15 protein-coding genes, 1 tRNA gene and 2 rRNA genes are annotated in these 16,072 nt (G+C 62.0%); 7 read left to right on the top strand and 11 right to left on the bottom strand.

The annotated features are described in order from the left end of the window. The 3 genes from ABSE61_RS29765 to ABSE61_RS29755 form a co-directional block, all read left to right on the top strand. A 23S ribosomal RNA gene (locus ABSE61_RS29765) occupies positions 1 to 227 on the top strand; the annotation flags it as partial. 107 nt (positions 228 to 334) lie between these two features. Then, positions 335 to 449: ribosomal RNA gene (gene rrf / locus ABSE61_RS29760) — 5S ribosomal RNA — on the top strand. Between the two features lie 238 nt (positions 450 to 687). Then, entirely contained in the window at positions 688 to 1,281 is a 594-nt protein-coding gene (locus ABSE61_RS29755; protein WP_423874742.1) for a hypothetical protein, read from the top strand. A gap of 146 nt (positions 1,282 to 1,427) precedes the next feature. Here the strand turns inward: ABSE61_RS29755 and ABSE61_RS29750 are convergent, their stop codons facing one another. Continuing rightward, on the bottom strand, positions 1,428 to 2,741 hold the full coding sequence (locus tag ABSE61_RS29750) for an NAD(P)H-dependent oxidoreductase (protein WP_423874741.1): 1,314 nt from the start codon (positions 2,739 to 2,741) through the stop codon (positions 1,428 to 1,430). A gap of 180 nt (positions 2,742 to 2,921) precedes the next feature. After that, positions 2,922 to 3,722, bottom strand: coding sequence for a phytanoyl-CoA dioxygenase family protein (locus ABSE61_RS29745; RefSeq protein ID WP_423874740.1), 801 nt, complete (start codon positions 3,720 to 3,722; stop codon positions 2,922 to 2,924). Positions 3,723 to 3,870: 148 nt separating this feature from the next. Here ABSE61_RS29745 and ABSE61_RS29740 point away from each other — a divergent pair, with 148 nt between their 5' ends. Both ABSE61_RS29740 and ABSE61_RS29735 read left to right on the top strand, forming a co-directional pair. Next, complete coding sequence (locus ABSE61_RS29740) at positions 3,871 to 4,296, top strand: cupin domain-containing protein (RefSeq protein ID WP_423874739.1); 426 nt, start codon at positions 3,871 to 3,873, stop codon at positions 4,294 to 4,296. Positions 4,297 to 4,407: 111 nt separating this feature from the next. Then, positions 4,408 to 4,950, top strand: a complete 543-nt coding sequence (locus ABSE61_RS29735; protein ID WP_423874738.1) for a methylated-DNA--[protein]-cysteine S-methyltransferase — start codon at positions 4,408 to 4,410, stop codon at positions 4,948 to 4,950. Between the two features lie 193 nt (positions 4,951 to 5,143). Here the strand turns inward: ABSE61_RS29735 and ABSE61_RS29730 are convergent, their stop codons facing one another. From ABSE61_RS29730 to ABSE61_RS29710, 5 genes are all read right to left on the bottom strand, one after another. After that, positions 5,144 to 6,016: an MBL fold metallo-hydrolase gene (locus ABSE61_RS29730; RefSeq protein WP_423874737.1), complete on the bottom strand. Its 873-nt coding sequence runs from the start codon at positions 6,014 to 6,016 to the stop codon at positions 5,144 to 5,146. A 17-nt stretch (positions 6,017 to 6,033) separates the two neighbouring features. Next, the gene (locus tag ABSE61_RS29725) at positions 6,034 to 6,648 is read right to left on the bottom strand and encodes a glutathione S-transferase family protein (protein WP_423874736.1); all 615 of its coding nucleotides are present in this window, start codon (positions 6,646 to 6,648) and stop codon (positions 6,034 to 6,036) included. 145 nt (positions 6,649 to 6,793) lie between these two features. Beyond that, complete coding sequence (locus ABSE61_RS29720; protein ID WP_423874735.1) at positions 6,794 to 7,636, bottom strand: fumarylacetoacetate hydrolase family protein; 843 nt, start codon at positions 7,634 to 7,636, stop codon at positions 6,794 to 6,796. Between the two features lie 145 nt (positions 7,637 to 7,781). Continuing rightward, on the bottom strand, positions 7,782 to 8,633 hold the full coding sequence (locus ABSE61_RS29715) for an MBL fold metallo-hydrolase (RefSeq protein WP_423874734.1): 852 nt from the start codon (positions 8,631 to 8,633) through the stop codon (positions 7,782 to 7,784). Positions 8,634 to 8,703: 70 nt separating this feature from the next. Next, positions 8,704 to 9,489: an SDR family oxidoreductase gene (locus tag ABSE61_RS29710; RefSeq protein ID WP_423874733.1), complete on the bottom strand. Its 786-nt coding sequence runs from the start codon at positions 9,487 to 9,489 to the stop codon at positions 8,704 to 8,706. A 140-nt stretch (positions 9,490 to 9,629) separates the two neighbouring features. Between ABSE61_RS29710 and ABSE61_RS29705 the strand changes: the two genes are divergently transcribed. Then, positions 9,630 to 10,391, top strand: a complete 762-nt coding sequence (locus ABSE61_RS29705; RefSeq protein WP_423874732.1) for an SDR family oxidoreductase — start codon at positions 9,630 to 9,632, stop codon at positions 10,389 to 10,391. A gap of 136 nt (positions 10,392 to 10,527) precedes the next feature. Here the strand turns inward: ABSE61_RS29705 and ABSE61_RS29700 are convergent, their stop codons facing one another. Beyond that, positions 10,528 to 12,129, bottom strand: a complete 1,602-nt coding sequence (locus ABSE61_RS29700) for a GMC family oxidoreductase (protein ID WP_423874731.1) — start codon at positions 12,127 to 12,129, stop codon at positions 10,528 to 10,530. Between the two features lie 302 nt (positions 12,130 to 12,431). Between ABSE61_RS29700 and ABSE61_RS29695 the strand changes: the two genes are divergently transcribed. Continuing rightward, positions 12,432 to 12,508, top strand: a tRNA-Met gene (locus ABSE61_RS29695). A 132-nt stretch (positions 12,509 to 12,640) separates the two neighbouring features. Here the strand turns inward: ABSE61_RS29695 and ABSE61_RS29690 are convergent. From ABSE61_RS29690 to ABSE61_RS29680, 3 genes are read right to left on the bottom strand one after another with little or no spacing between them, the layout of a single operon-like run. Next, positions 12,641 to 13,387: an SDR family oxidoreductase gene (locus tag ABSE61_RS29690; protein WP_423874730.1), complete on the bottom strand. Its 747-nt coding sequence runs from the start codon at positions 13,385 to 13,387 to the stop codon at positions 12,641 to 12,643. Positions 13,388 to 13,404: 17 nt separating this feature from the next. Next, positions 13,405 to 14,220, bottom strand: coding sequence for a 2-keto-4-pentenoate hydratase (locus ABSE61_RS29685; RefSeq protein WP_423874729.1), 816 nt, complete (start codon positions 14,218 to 14,220; stop codon positions 13,405 to 13,407). Continuing rightward, entirely contained in the window at positions 14,217 to 16,052 is a 1,836-nt protein-coding gene (locus ABSE61_RS29680; protein WP_423874728.1) for a flavin-containing monooxygenase, read from the bottom strand. The genes ABSE61_RS29685 and ABSE61_RS29680 overlap by 4 nt, the downstream gene beginning before the upstream one ends. Between the last annotated feature and the right edge of the window lie 20 nt (positions 16,053 to 16,072).

The raw sequence follows: 16,072 nt of genomic DNA, 5'->3' as shown, positions 1-16,072 counted from the left end.
GAGGACCGGGATGAACGTACCTCTGGTGGAGCAGTTGTCGCGCCAGCGGCAGTGCTGCATAGCTATGTACGGACGGGATAACCGCTGAAAGCATCTAAGCGGGAAACCCACCTCAAAACGAGTATTCCCTTGAGAACCGTGGAAGACGACCACGTTGATAGGCCGGGTGTGGAAGTGCAGTAATGCATGTAGCTTACCGGTACTAATCGTTCGATTGGCTTGATTGCTCTCATTTTCAGTGTCCATAGGGCCTTAATGGCCCGTGACTGATCATACGACACAGGACGCGCTTGGCGCGTCCAACAGCTTGCTTCGTATCCTTGTCCTTCGCCGGTCTGGTGGTTCTAGCGAGGAGCTTGAACCCGATCCCATCCCGAACTCGGCCGTTAAACTCCTCAGCGCCAATGGTACTATGGCTTAAGCCCTGGGAGAGTAGGTCGCTGCCAGACCTGCCAAGGACAAAGTTTTCCTCTTTACATGTCACGATCAAACAAAACGCCGCTTTCCCGTGTCCGGGAGAGCGGCGTTTTGTTATTTTGGGCTGATCACCGGGCGTGCATTTCCGTCATGATTGCCCGATAAATACCGGGTTCACGGCTCGTTCATTTCGCGCGCTCTATTGGAACGCGCTGCCGATTTCGAAGTATCCCCAGACGAAGTGTCCCCCAAGCCCGAGGAGCCCAGCACATGCGTGAGTTCATTCGTCCCGTTGCCGTCACGTTAGGCATTGTCTGTCTCTCCGCTTCCATGGCGGTCATCTCCACCAACGGCGCCCTGGCGCAGGCCATGCAGAAGACGGCCCCTGCCCAGGCCGCCCCGCCCGCCGGCCAGCCGCCGGAAGTGAAGCAGATCGCGCTGACCGACAAGCAGATCGACGGCGTGATCGCAGCCGCCAAGGACATGGACGCGCTGTCCGAAAAGATGCCGGAAAACGGCAAGCCGGATCCCAAGCTCACCGCGCAATTCGAGGCGACCGCGAAGAAGTACGGCTTTGCCAGCTACGACGACTACAACAGCGTCGTCGACAACATCGGCCTCGTGATGAGCGGCATCGATCCCGTGACCAAGAAGTATGTCGGCGGCGCCGCCGTCATCAAGGCCCAGATCGCGCAGGTGCAGGCCGACAAGAAGATGTCGGCCAAGGACAAGAAGGAAGCGCTGGAGGACCTCAATCAGGCCGCCAAGGCGCCGGAGCCGACGATCGCGAACAAGGGCAATATCGACCTCGTCGTCAAGAATTTCGACAAGCTCTCCGCCATCATGGGCGACGATCAGAACTGATCGCAAGTCTCCGCTCTGTGTCATGCCCCGCGAAAGCGGGCATCCAGTACGCCGCGGCCTCCGAGCTCGGACTCTGACGCCTCTGGAATACTGGATCGCCCGCATTCGCGGGCGATGACGGAGGAGGAAGTTTGCTCGGCCGCGGACTAACGCAATCCCCCGCCAAATCTCTCTTCCATCGCGCGCCGCGTCTTGATGGTCTCATCCGCGGCTTCAAATTCGACATCGTCCCAGCGCACCACCGCGCCATGGGCAACGTCGCGCTTCAGCTTCAGTCGATGCGCGAGCCCGATCGGCAAGGCGCCGGCCGCAAGGCTTAGCGAAGCCGGCATCAGTTTTCCCCACACCGTATAGCCACCCTCGCCGTCGAGCATTTCGCCGGCGCGCAAGTCGCGTTTGGCCACTGCGGCCACGTCGCCGAGGAATCCGTGTGGCTGCCCGGTCGGCTCGTTGCGCAGCGCCGCCGACAATATCGAGATATTCAGTTCGAGCCCGATCAGGTGATACGGCTTGTACATCGCGGCATAACGGCCGCTGGCATCGGTCTTCAATCCGTATTGCCTGAAGCAATCCGCGGCGTAGTCGTTCGGCGCTTCCAGCACGACATAGACGCCCCAGCGCAGATCGCGGAACACGGGTCTGCCGTCGCGTTCGAGCGACGACACCACTTCCACCACGCCTGATTTTTCCAGCACGCCGCCGTGCTCGCGCGGCCGCATCACATGCGGCAGATCGTCGACCCCGCAGGGCGGAAACAACAACCCGCCGGAGGGGACATCCAGCCCGGTCGCATTCGCAATCGCCGCCATCTCAATGGCTGATTTGGTGCCGTCGAGAAATGAGTTGAACATCTGCGGGTTCATCCCGGCCGACTGCGCCTCATCGGCCGACAACCCGTAATGGCCCCACACACCCGCCGGGGTCACGTCGTGATAGGCCGGCAGGTATTTGGTGCCTTTACCAGCCGCAACCACGCGGAATCCAGTCGCGCGCGCCCAGTCGACCATCTCGGCCGTGAGTGCCGGCTGATCGCCGTAGGCATGCGAATAGACCACGCCGGCTTTGCGCGCTTCCTCCGCCAGCAGCGGACCGGCCAGCACATCGGCCTCGACATTGACCATGACGACATGCTTGCCGTTCGCAATCGCGGCGCGGGCGTGCCGGATGCCGACGGCCGGATTGCCGGTCGCCTCGACAACTACTTCGATATTGTCCGCAACGGCCATGGCGCTATCGGCGGTAAAGGTCGTCGCGGCGATCCGCTCACGGTCCCATCCGACCGTGCGGCAGGCCTCGCGCGCGCGGTCGGGATCGAGGTCGACAATGACGAACACTTCGAGGCCCGGCGTGTGCGGCACCTGCGATAAAAACATCGAGCCGAATTTACCGGCGCCGATCAGCGCAACGCGAACGGGTTTGCCGGCAGCGTGACGGGCGGCGAGAAGGGAGGAGAGGTTCATGGGAATCCGATGAGCTTGAGTGCGTCGATATCTCGGCGATGGAAGTACGCTCCCTCTCCCATGGGGAGAGGGGTGGGGTGAGGGGGTACGCTCTACCGTTAGGCCGTAACCCCTCACCCGAATTTCTCGCCAAGCTCGAAATTCGACCTCTCCCAATAGGAGAGGTGAAGCAAGGAGTTGCTACTCCGCCGCCTGCCGGGGCGCGCGGGCGAGGCGAACCAGCGCATCGTCATCGACCGGCTCGATCGGGGTGAAATCGCGATGGGCGATGTATTCCGGCCGCGTCGGGGTGCGGATGTGGTTCGAGACGGCATTGAGCGTCAGGTACACGATCTTGCGCGGGTAGGGCGTGATGTTGCCGGCCGAGCCGTGCACCAGATTGCCGTGGAACATCAGAAGACCGCCGGGCTTGCCGGTTGGCGCTACGATGCCGCCTTCCTTGACCAGCCGCGTCACCGTTTCCTCGTCCAGCGTCCATAGCGGATAAGAGGTCGTCTGAAGGTCGTGCGAGGCCTTGAGGTCGCCGGCGTGCTGGCTGCGCGGCACCAGCATCAGGGGACCGTTGATCGGCATCACCTCGTCGAGGAAGATCGCGATGTTCATCGCGCGCGGCTCCGGCATGCCGTCATCACGCTTCCAGGTGCCGTAGTCCTGATGCCATTGCCAGACGTCACCGGTAAACGCGGCCTTGGCGTTGATCTTGAACTGATGCATGTAGACCTTCTCGCCGAAGACCTGCTCGATCGGTTCGATCATTCGCGGATGCGCGCCCAATAGCCGGAACGCTTCGTTGTAAAGATGCGCGGCAAAGGCGGTACGCGGCGCCCCGCTCTTTTCGCGCCACACCTCCGGCCGGTTGGCGTCGTAGATATTCACCGCCTCGTGGGCGAGCAACGCGACCTCTTCGGCGTCGAACAGTTCCGGCAGAAACAGCCAGCCTTCGCGATTAAAATTATCGATCTGCTGTTGCGTGAGCTTCATGGCGGTTCCTCTCGCGTTGTGAGGGCTTGAGCCCCTATCGATATTTCCGCCAGAATAGCACTGGGCCGCAAGCTCTCCAACACGGAGGTTGGGCGGCCGATGTCGTGCCAAAACACTTTTTGAAGGCACCTTTTGCGAAGGAGTTCAAATGACAGCCAGCGACCGGCCCGTTGTAACGCGAAGGGGCGACGAGCAAGGCGATACCGCGCAGTCCGGCGGCCTGTCGCTGGTGACCGGGGTCGGCCCCCAGCACACGCCTGCGACCAGGATCTGGTTCGGCAAGGCCTCCAATCCGCCAGGGTTCCGGTCCCTGCCGCATCATCACGGCGAGGCGGAGACCGGCGCCTATTTACTGTCCGGACGGGCCCGTATCTATTTCGGCGAGGGTTTTCAGGAATATCTGGAAATAGCGGCGGGCGACTTCATGTTCGTGCCGCCGTATCTGCCGCACCTCGAAGCCAACATGAGCACCACCGAGGAACTTTGGTGGCTGGTCTGCCGCTCGCCGGAGAACATCGTGGTCAATCTCCCGGACGTCGCGGATGCTTCGCTGGCTGGCTATCGCCGGACCTGACGGCGCTAAATTCTCCAGCCAGGTCTTTTTCTGAATCCGGGTGGATCGCAACAATCTCCAAGCCTAGATTCCGTACCACGAGGTAGATGTGTCTATATTTTGGAGCGAGCCATGACTGATCAGCATTACGCGCTGTTCGACACGCCGATCGGCATCTGCGGGATCGAGTGGGGGCCGCGCGGCATCAACGGTCTGCAATTGCCGATGGGCAGCGATGAGAAGACCCGCGCCCGTATCCGGCAGCGCCACGGCGAAATCAATGAGGCCGCGCCGACCGAAGAGGTGCAACACGCGATTGATCGCATCGTCAAATTATTGGCGGGTGAGCGCGATGATCTGAAAGACATCGCGCTCGATCTCGACGGCGTGCCCGATTTCTATCGCGGCGTCTACGACGTCGCCCGCAGCATTCCGCCGGGCCAGACCATGACCTATGGCGATATCGCCAAGAAGCTCGGTGGCGTCGAACTATCGCGCGACGTCGGCCAAGCGCTCGGCCGCAATCCCTGTCCGATCGTGGTGCCGTGTCATCGCGTGCTGGCCGCGGGCCAGAAGCCCGGCGGATTTTCGGCACGTGGCGGCGTCGATACCAAACTGAAAATGCTCGCGATCGAAGGCGCGGCGGTCAATCACACGCCGAGTTTGTTTGATTGACCTGGCTTGTTGTCTCTTCACCTCCTCCTGCAAGGGGGAGGTCGGCAAACTCGTAAGCGCCTTTGCGCTACGAGTGAGCCGGGTGGGGGGCACGTTTTTCTCAATCGTCACCCGACGAAGTTGACCCCCACCCCAACCCTCCCCCTTTCAGGGGGAGGGAGCGCACCATCATCGTTGTCGGCCTGCAATGTTCTCAGCTCACGGCCTCGCAGCTGAATCCATTGTCCTTGCGGCGTATTTTACCGGTCGAGGGTGACGGAAAATGCCCGGTGCAGCAGAGCGTGTCGGTGTCGCAATAGCGCTCCAGGACCTGTTTGCGAGTGACGGCGGCCTGCGCCGAATCGACGTCGAAGCGCGGCGATAATTCCGGATGCTGCAACTGAAGCGGCGAATGAACCATGTCGCCAACGAAAACCGCGTCGTCCTTGGCCCGGCCGAAGGTAAAGGCGACGTGTCCGGGCGTGTGGCCCGGCGTCGGCAAAATGCGCAAGTGATCGCCGAGGGCAAAATCGTCGCCGACGATGTCGGCGCGCTTGGCCTCGACCACGGGCAGGACGCTGTCGCCGAACGGCGGCACCGCCGTCTTGGCGTGTTGCTCGGCCCAGTAGTCGTATTCGGCCTTGCCGAAGACGTAGCGCGCCTTGGGGAACGTCGGCACCCAGCGGCCGCCGTCCATTCGCGTGTTCCAGCCGACATGATCGACATGCAGATGCGTGCACATCACGAAATCGATGTCCTCGACCGAAAAGCCCGCGGCCTTCAGCGCCCGCATATAGGTGTCGTCGGTCTTCATGTTCCATTTCGGGCGCAGCGGCCGCGATTTGTCGTTGCCGATGCAGCTATCGATCAGGATGGTGTGATGCGGCGTGCGCACGACATAGGACTGAAAGCACAGGATCAACGTGTCGTTCTCATCGATCGCGCCCGCCTTGCGCATCCAGTCGCGATTTTGCGCCAGGAGATCGGGCGTGAGCTGAGGAAACAGGTCGAGCGCGGGCAGGAAGGTGGTTTCCTGCTCGATGATGCGGTGTATGGTGAGATCGCCGGCGGTGAATTTCAGGCTCATGGCGGCTCCCTTCCCGGTTATGCTTTCGGCGGCAAGGAGATCTTGACCGAGGGTCGTTCCAGCATCCGTTCGTGGAAGGCGTCGAGGTTGGGATAGGCCTTGCGCCAGCCGCAATCGGCATAGCGGAAATCGGCGTAGCCAAGCACGACAGCGAGCGAGATCTGCACGATGTCGAGTGGACGCGACAACACGTCGGGCTTGTCGCTGAAGCGCGCCATCCCCTTCCAGGCCCGGTTCCAATGATCGTCGGCCCATGCCTGCCACTTCAGTTCCTTCGGCCGCACCATATTCTCGTAGCGGCAGAGCAGCATGGAATCGAGCATGCCCTGCAGCAGCGAATGGTCGCTCTTGACCTTCCAGCGGTCGGGTCCACCGGAGGGAATCAACTTTCCGCCGCCTGCCAGTTCGTCGAGATATTCGACGATGACATAGGAATCGAGGATCACGCTGCCGTCGTCGAGGATCAGCACCGGCAGCTTCTTCAGCGGCGTGATCTTCATATACTCGTCGTTGGCCTGCGCCGGCGCCACCGAGGTCGGCACGAATTCGATCTTGTCGATCAGGCCGAGTTCGATCGCGGCAATGCGGACCTTGCGGGCGAAGGGGGACGCGGCGGAGTAGGTGAGTTTCATTTTGAAATGGTCCTCGTAAGGCGCGGGGGGCGTTTTCCGTCATTGCGAGCGTCAGCGAAGCAATCCAGGATTGGTTTAGGCTTGGATTGCTTCGTCGCTTGCGCTCCTCGCAATGACGTCTTCAGGACCGGAGCGTCACGGCCATCTACGCCGCGATGATTTCCTGACGCTGCTCGCCGAGGCCTTCGATGCCAAGCGTGACGACATCGCCGACATTGAGAAATTTCGGCGGCTTCATGCCCATGCCGACGCCGGGAGGGGTGCCGGTCGCGATCACGTCGCCCGGCATCAGCGTCATGATCTCCGACAGATAGGACACGATCTTCGTGATGCCGAAGATCATGGTCGCGGTCGATCCGGTCTGGCAGCGCTTGCCGTTGACATCGGTCCACATCGGCAGCTTCTGCACGTCGGCGATTTCGTCCTTGGTGACCACCCACGGGCCAAGCGGGCCAAAGGTGTCGTGCGACTTGCCCTTGGTCCATTGCCCCAGACGTTCGATCTGGAAGAAACGCTCGGAGACGTCGTTGCAGACGCTGTAGCCGGCGACGTAATTGAGTGCGTCAGCTTCAGAGACATATTTGGCGCGGGTGCCGATGATGATCGCAATCTCGACTTCCCAGTCGAGCTTGGTCGAGCCGCGCGGCTTTTCAACCTTGTCGTTGGGTCCGCACAGGCTGTTATTGCCCTTCATGAAAACGATGGGTTCGGCCGGGATCGCCATGCCGACTTCTTTCGCATGATCGGAATAGTTGAGGCCGATGGCGATGAATTTCGGCGAGCCGCCGACGGCAGCCCCAATGCGCGGCTTGCCGCCGACCAAGGGAAGCTTGTCGGGGTCAAGGGCGACAATTTTGGCGAGCGAGGCCGGCGAAAAGGCGTCGCCGGCGAGGTCGTGAACATGCGCCGAGAGGTCCCGGATCTGGCCGGATTTATCGATCAGGCCGGGCTTTTCCTTGCCAACTTCTCCGTAACGAACAAGCTTCATTTCATTACTCCCTGACTGGTTTTTCATAGCTTGGAACGTTTCATGGAACAGGCGGCCGTCAAATTCAACTGCCCCCGGCGCAGCCCTCATCTCCGGGATAGCCATTCAGCGGCCGTTTGAGCGGAAAAACGCAACAGGATCGGCTTTAACCGCCCGCGGCGATGAATTTGAAGGCATCGCCGTCGCGTTTGATGTGGCCGGCGTCGAAATGCCCGCCGATCACCAGCACCGGCCGGTCGGCAAAGCGTGAAAACAGCTCGCGCCGGGTCTTGGCGGACTGCCCAGGATCGGAATCCGCAGTCGAGGACCAGTCGAGATGGGCCATCTGGCAGGGGTGGTGGGCGACGTCGCCGGTGAGAAGCCCCTCTTCGCTGTCCGAGCGGATATGAAGGCTGACGTGGCCCGGGCTGTGGCCGGGCGTCGGGATCAGGGTGATCTCCTGACAAATCCTGGCGTCGCTGGCCACGAGGTCGGCCTGGCCGGCCGCGACGATCGGGGCCACGGAGTCCCGAAAGATCGCCGCCTTGTCCGGTGCCGTGCTGTGGTCGCGCCAATAGGCATATTCGATTCCGCCAAACACATAACGCGCTTTCTCGAAAGTCGGCGCCCATCGCCCGCCCTCAAGCCGCGTATTCCAGCCGACATGATCGACATGCAGATGCGTGCAAAGCACCGTGTCGATGCTCTCGGGCGGAAAGCCGGCTGCGGTGAGGTCGTCGAGGAACGGTCCCTTTCGATCGTTCCAGGTCGGAACGGTGCGATCTTTTTTGTCGTTGCCCAGTCCGGTGTCGACCACGATCCGCCGCGTCGGCGTTTCGACCACGAGCGCATGGATCGACATCTTGAGGCGGCCGTCTTCCGTGGCGAAATGCGGAATGAGCCACGGCAATTGCCGGATCTCTTCGCGGCCGGCGAGCGGCAAGATGAAGCGCGTGTGGCCGATCGTTTCCAGTTCGACGACTTTGGTGATTTTGACGTTACCGATTTTCCAGCGCATCCAGCGTGTCTCTTTTTTCAACCGGCGCGCCAAAGTGAGGTAGTGGCGCGACCGGTGCCGTCTTCAACGCTTACAGCGTGCCGGGGAAAGCGCCGCCATCGAGCAGGATGTTCTGTCCGGTGATGAAGCCCGACTTGGCCCCGCACAGAAACGCGCAGGCCAGCCCGAACTCCTCGGGGTCGCCGACGCGGCCGGCGGGGTTGGCCTTGCCGCGCTCGGCGATCATCTGATCCACCGAAACGCCGCGCTTCTCGGCTTCGGCCTTGGCGACGGCGCCGCGCAGGCGGTCGGTGTCGAACGGACCCGGCAACAGCCCGTTGATGGTGACGTTGTTGATCACGGTCTTGCGCGCGAGGCCGGCGACAAAACCGGTGAGACCGGCGCGCGCGCCGTTCGAGAGGCCCAGCACCTCGATCGGCGCCTTCACCGCAGCCGAGGTGATGTTGACGATACGGCCGAACTTGCGTGCCATCATGCCGTCCACCGTCGCCTTGATCAGCTCGATCGGGGTCAGCATGTTGGCGTCAATCGCCTTGATCCAGTCATCGCGGGTCCAGTTGCGGAAATCGCCGGGCGGCGGGCCGCCGGCATTGTTGATCAGGATATCCGGCTCGGGGCAGGCCTTCAGCACCGCCTCGCGCCCGGCCGGCGTCGTGATGTCGCCGACGATCTCGGTCACGGTGACGCCGGGATTATCTTTTCGGATTTCGTCGGCGGTCTTCTTCAGCGCCTCGGCGCCGCGCGCAGTCAGCGTGACATGCACGCCTTCGTTGGCGAGCGCGATCGCGCAGGCGCGTCCCAGTCCCTTGCTCGATGCGCAGACGATGGCACGGCGGCCCTTGATGCCTAAATCCACTGTTTCACTCCCGTAGTCGTCAGATGGTTTTGCGGAGACAGACTTTAGCCAACCTTGCCGTCGCTGGTAAGGGGTGTGGCTTTGCGCCGGCCGAAATGGCCTGTATCAATGCGGCATATCGCGTATTTTGGGATGATCTCATGCCCGGTCTATTCGACGTCAGTAAAGAAACCATTCTTGTCACCGGAGCCTCGCAGGGGCTCGGGCGGCAGTTCGCGCGGGTGCTGTCCGCCCATGGCGCGGCCGTGGCGCTGGCCGCACGGCAGACCGGCAAGCTCAGGGGACTGGAAGAAGAGATCAGGGCCAAGGGCGGCCGTGCTGCCGCGGTCGAGATGGACGTCACCGATCACGCCTCGATCGTGCGGGCGATAGACGCGGCGGAGGCAGCACTCGGCCCCGTCACCGTGCTGATCAACAATGCCGGGATCGCGATCGAGAAACCGGCGGTCGAGCAGACCGAGGCGGACTGGGACGCGGTGATCGGCGCCAACCTCAAGGGCGCCTATTTCACGGCGACCGAAATGGCGCGGCGGATGATCGCGCGCAAGCAGGGAGGCAATATCGTCAATATCGCCTCCGTGCTCGGTCTCAGTGTGATGAAGTTTCTCGCGCCCTACACGATCTCCAAGGCGGGCGTCGTGCAGGCGACCAAAGCGATGGCGCTCGAGCTCGCGGGCAACCATATCCGCGTCAATGCGATCGCGCCCGGTTACATCGATACCGAGATCAATCACCATTTCTGGTCGACGGCGGGCGGCGAAAAACTGATCAAGCGGATTCCACAGCGGCGCGTCGGCACCGAAGCCGATCTCGACGGCGCGATCCTGCTGCTCGCTTCGTCCGCCTCTCGCTACATGACCGGCAGCGTGGTGACCGTGGACGGCGGCTTCCTGCTGACGTGACGATTGCAACGACCTGAGTAATGGTCCGCACTGCTTCCACATCGTGACGGCCGGACTTGGTCCGGCCATCCACGCATTTCCTCGTAAAGACATGGATGCCCGGGCATGACGGCAGCCGAGGCCATGCTCCCTGCCGCTAAGCCCGCAGCTCGGCCTTGATCATGCCGGCGGCCTTTTCGCCGATCATGATCGTTGGCGCGTTGGTGTTGCCGCCGATCAGGGTCGGCATGATCGAGGCATCGACCACGCGCAACCCTTCGAGGCCGTAAACCCGGAGCCTGGGGTCGACCACCGCAAGGGAATCGTTCGTGCCCATCTTGCAGGTGCCGACCGGGTGATAGACGGTATCGACATTGTTGCGCAGGACATCGCGTATCTGTGCGTCGGTCTCGACGCCTTCAGTGACCGTGTCGGATTTTTGCAACGCCTTCAGCGCGGGCGCATCGAGTAGACGTTTCGTGATCTTGAAGCCGGCCACCATCGTGTCGAGGTCGGCTTCCGCACCGAGGAAATTCGGGTCGATCGCTGGGGCTGCTAGCGGATCGGCGCTTTGCAGCCAGACGCTGCCGCGGCTCTTTGGGCGCAGCACACAGACGTGACAGGAAAAGCCGGTGCCCCAGCGCGGCTTGCGGCCGTGATCGGCTACCATCGCCATACAGAAATGCAGTTGAATGTCGGGCACATCGAGGTCGGGCCGCGTCTTGAGGAAGCCACCGCATTCGGCGACATTCGATGTCATCGGCCCGCGCCGTTCACGGCGATATTGGGCGATGCCCTTGATGATCCGCGCAATGCCGCCAAACGACAATCCGGCGAAATGCGGTGCATCCGAGGTAAAGCCGAATACGAAGTCCGGGTGGTCCTGCAAATTCTGCCCGACGCCCGGCAGGTGATGAACCGATGCGATGCCCTGTTTGCCGAGCGCGGCAGCATCGCCGATGCCTGACAGCATCAGGAGCTGAGGGGTCTGGAACGCGCCGGCGGACAATATCACTTCACGCCTTGCGCGAATTTGCTTCAACTCCTTGCCCCGACGAAATTCGACGCCGACCGCGCGCTTGCCCTCGAACAGGATGCGGGTGGTGTACGCGTTGGTTTCGACATGCAGATTGACGCGGCTGTTCATGAAGGGATGGATGTATCCGCGCGCGGCGCTCCAGCGCTCGCCGTTCTTTTGCGTCACCTGGTAGGTGCCGAGGCCTTCCTGCTCTTCGGCGTTGAAATCTTCGCGGATGAGGAATTGCGCCTCGCGCGCCGCCTCGAGATAGATTTCGCGGACGGGATTGCCGCTGCGCGAGCCCGTCACATGCAGCGGTCCCCCTTTGCCATGATAGGGACCGTCGAGTTCGGAGTTGTCCTCGGAACGTTTGAAATAGGGCAGCACGTCCGCATAGGACCAGCCGCCGTTGCCGAGCCCGGCCCAGCCGTCGTAATCAGCCTTGTGACCCCGGGTATAAACCATGGCGTTGATCGCGGATGAGCCGCCGAGGCCCTTGCCGCGCGGCTGATAGCCGATGCGGCCGTTGAGGCCCGCTTGCGGCACCGTATCGAACGCCCAGTTGTTGGCCTTGCCCGCGATCATCAGGATCATCGCGCCGGGCGTTGTCACCACCCAGTTGTCATCGGTGCCACCCGCTTCCAGCAGCGCCACCGACGTGGCGGGATCTTCCGACAGGCGGCTTGCGACCGCGCAGCCGCCGGAGCCGCCGCCCACGACGACAAAATCGACGTTTTCCATGGCTTCCTCCCCCCGATTTTTTGATCGCGAGGCTGGGCCTTTATGGAAACTCTGGCAAGGGATACGTTTTCGCCCCTTTTGGCCGGGAAGGCCCGATTTGCCTTACTTTTGCTGTCACAAAATCCTCAAAAGTGACCCGTCGCCTCTTTCCAAAGCAGGCCGGCGTTGGTACATACCGCCCGCGACCTCAAGGCCTCCAGCGGCCAAGGGTTGCCTTCTCAGGAAGCCTCTGGACGGAAGCGACGCCCTCGGGCGTTGTCTTAGCCGTTTCGGCTTTTTCGAAAAGCGAACAACGGATTTATCGCGGGGTGGAGCAGCCCGGTAGCTCGTCAGGCTCATAACCTGAAGGTCACAGGTTCAAATCCTGTCCCCGCAACCAAGTTAGTGAAAAACCCTAGCAATCTCAAACGATTGCTAGGGTTTATTGTTAGCGCCCGAATCGACCGCAACAACATCAACAACTTTAACCTGTGAGTTCAGTCACCTTGATCGATTGACCCAATCTCCTCAGTCAGAAGCTTCCCGGATATAGGCCACCATCCAACAGCAGGTTCTGACCCGTGACATAGCCGGCTTGCCGGCTGCACAGGAACGCGCACGCCGCTCCAAGTTCGTCCGGGTCACCCACCCGTCCGGCAACCGGGTTTGATGTCAGGTGTCGCGTGATCTCTTTCGAGTTTCGCAGCCGATTGGTATCGAACGGACCCGGCAGCAAATTATTGATCGTCACGTTCGATGACGAAACCGACGGCGCAAGGCCGAATACGAAGTTGGTCAGGGCGGCGCGCGTTGCGTTGGAGAGGCCGAGAACTGGAATAGGCACACGCACCGTAGATGATGTGATGTTGACGATACGGCCGAACTTTCTCTGGGTCATGCCGTCGATCACAAGCCGTATAAGATCAACTGCGCTCAAGAGGTTGGCGTCGAGCGCCGCAACCCAGGTATCGCGGTCCCAGTCGCGGAAGTTACCCGGAGGCGGACCGCCCGCATTGTTCACCAGAATGTCGGGCTCGCGCGATGCGTCCACCAGCGCCACACGTACGCGTGCGTCGGTGACATCACCTGCGACGGTCTTAATGTCGGCGCCGTGCACTTCGGAACGAATAGCCTCGGCGGCCTGATCGAGCGCGTCGGCATCTCGCCCGTTCAACACGAGGTGGGCTCCCTCGCGGGCAAGCGCCTTGGCACACGCAAAACCCAGTCCCTTGCTCGATGCGCAGACGATTGCCTGCTTGCCCTGCAATCCAAGATCCATGGTTCCGCTCTTGCGCGTTATTTACTGCCGAGGGTGAAGGATACGCTGCCTAGCCCGCCGATGTGCGCGTTCACTTTGTCGCCGCGCGATAGGGCTACCATCGGCCCGAGGGCGCCCGTGAGAACCACATCGCCAGCCCGCAGCCGCACGGTGCGCGCGAGCCAGGCTGCCGCATTCAACGGATGCCCAAGACAGGCCGCTCCCGCTCCAACCGACATAATCGTCCCATTCACCTCGGTCGCCATCCCGCAGGTGAATAGATCGAGGCCGTCGAGGGAGCGCCGTTCGTCGCTGAGAACGAAAAATCCCGATGATCCGTTGTCGGCGACCGTGTCGGCAAACGTAATCTTCCAATCAGCGATGCGGCTGTCGACGATTTCAATCGCAGCGACCGCATGCGAGGTCGCGGCGCGGACCGTGTCGGGTGTGACGTCAGGGCCGTGGAGATCGGCATTCAATACTAGCGCGATCTCCGCTTCCGCCTTGGGTTGGAGCACGCGCGCGGGGGCGAGCTCGCCGCCGTTCGGCACCGCCATATCCGCGAACAGCGCGCCGTAGTCCGGCTGGTCGACACCAAGTTGCACCTGGACCGCCTTGGCCGTCAGGCCGATCTTGCGACCGACCAGCCGCCGGCCCTGGCTTTCCCAGAAGCGCGTGTTGATTTCCTGAATGCGATACGCTCCGGCCCAATCGCTTGGATCCAACGAATCGCGCAGCGGAGGGATAGCGCCGCTGCGATAGGCCTCGCGCAGCCGACGGGCGAGCGCTTCTTCGGTCGGTCTCGGTGTGATCTGGTTCATCATCGGCTTCGCCAGCCCATTCGAGATGCTCACGCGACTGCGGCCTGTGCGTCAGCCTCGAAGCTGACGCTCGTGTCTCGCTCGATTCCGCTTCGCCGCCACTCCGCGATGATTTGCTCGTATTCGAGCGGACCCCCGCCGTATGTGGAGCCGATGAAAGTCGGACGATCCTTGAAGTCGCCCTCGTTGTTCAGGAAGCCGGGCGTGCACTCCTCGTAGAAGTGCTGGTGATCGACGTGCTTCTCGGCGAGCGTCGCCTCCCAGCGGTTCTCCGCCTCCGGCCTCACCTCCATTGCCCGTACGCCGTCGGCGAGACAACGTTCGATGATGGCGGTGGCATGCTCGGCCTGCATCGAAAGCGTGTGGGTGAAGTTGAATGCGGTGGTACCTTGCGCTGTGCCGCCGACGATGTGAAAATTCGGAAAGCCTGACATCTGTGTGCCGTGGAGTGTGCGCACACCGTCTTTCCATTTCGCGTCGAGCGTCTGCCCGCCGCGCCCCAGGACCTCATACCCGCCAACTTTGTGAGGGGCTGCGCCCACGTCGAAGCCGGTGGCGAGGATGATGCAGTCGGCCGGGTATTCGACGCCGCCTGCAATCACGCCGGAGCCGGTGATCCGCTCCACCCCGCGGCCGTCGGTGTCGACCAATTCCACATTGTCCCGATTGAATGCCTGCAGGAAGTCGTCGCTGTAGAGCGGCCGCTTGCAGAGATAATTGTACCAGGGCTGTAGCGCATCGGCGACATCCGGCCGCTTCACTGTCGTGACGACGCGCGCCCGCAACTCCTCCATCTTGGAATAATCGATGCGCTGCATCAGCATTGGCGGGGGAGTGGGATCGCCGGTTCGATGGCGTTCCGCCATGGCGGCGCTGAATCGGACCCAGAAGTCGGTCCAGCGGTCGGCGACGACATTTTCATGCACCGGCACGCAGGTAATCACCGACAGGAAGTTACGCATGCGCTCGCGCTGCCATCCCTTCGGCTGACCGGCAAACCAGTTGCGGTCGGTAGGGGTGTTATTGCGCTCGTCGATCGCGGACGGAGTCCGCTGGAAAAGGATCACATGCGCGGCGTCTTCGGCCAGCCGCGGTACGATCTGGACCGCAGTTGCACCCGTCCCGATCACGGCGATGCGCTTGTCGGCGAGTTTCGTCATCCTGGAAGCCGCATCGCCTCCGGTGTAGCCATAGTCCCAGCGGCTCGAGTGGAAGATGCGGCCCTTGAAATCGCGGATGCCGGGAATGTTGGGAAGCTTGACCTTGGCCAGCGGTCCCTGGCCCACCGCGATGAAGCGCGCACGGATGGTGTCGCCGCGATCGCTTTCGACGATCCACCGCGCAGTGACGTCATCCCAGGCGATCCGGGTGACTTTCGTTTGGAACAATGCGCGCTTGTAAAGGTCGTAGTGTCGGCCGATCGCCTGGCAGTGGGCAAATATCTCGGCGCCTTCGGCGTAACGCTCGCTCGGCACCGTCCCGACTTCCTCCAGCAGCGGCATATAGCAGTAGGATTCGATGTCGCATCGAACGCCCGGGTAGCGGTTCCAGTACCAGGTGCCGCCGAAGTCGCCGCCTTGCTCGATGATGCGGAAGGACTCGATGCCCCGCTTTACCAGTTCTGTCGCGGTCAATAGCCCGGCGAAGCCTCCGCCGACGATGACGACGTCGACCGCGTCGTTCCGCGCATCGCGGCAGAAGCCTGGTTCAACATAGGGATCGTCGCTGAAGTCGCCGAATTCGCCTTCTGCGGCGACATACTGCCGTCCGGCCGTGTCGTTGAGCCGCTTGTCGCGCTCCTCGAGATACTTGGCATGCAGCGCTTCGGAATCGTGACTTCCTGCAGACATAGCTGGCTTTGGCATCGTTTTCCTCCCCGTTCGAA

This window comes from Bradyrhizobium sp., from assembly GCF_049519115.1.
Taxonomy (GTDB): Bacteria; Pseudomonadota; Alphaproteobacteria; order Rhizobiales; family Xanthobacteraceae; genus Bradyrhizobium.
The sequence above is the reverse complement of the archived record's forward strand: the minus strand, read 5'-3'. Positions and strand labels throughout refer to the sequence as shown.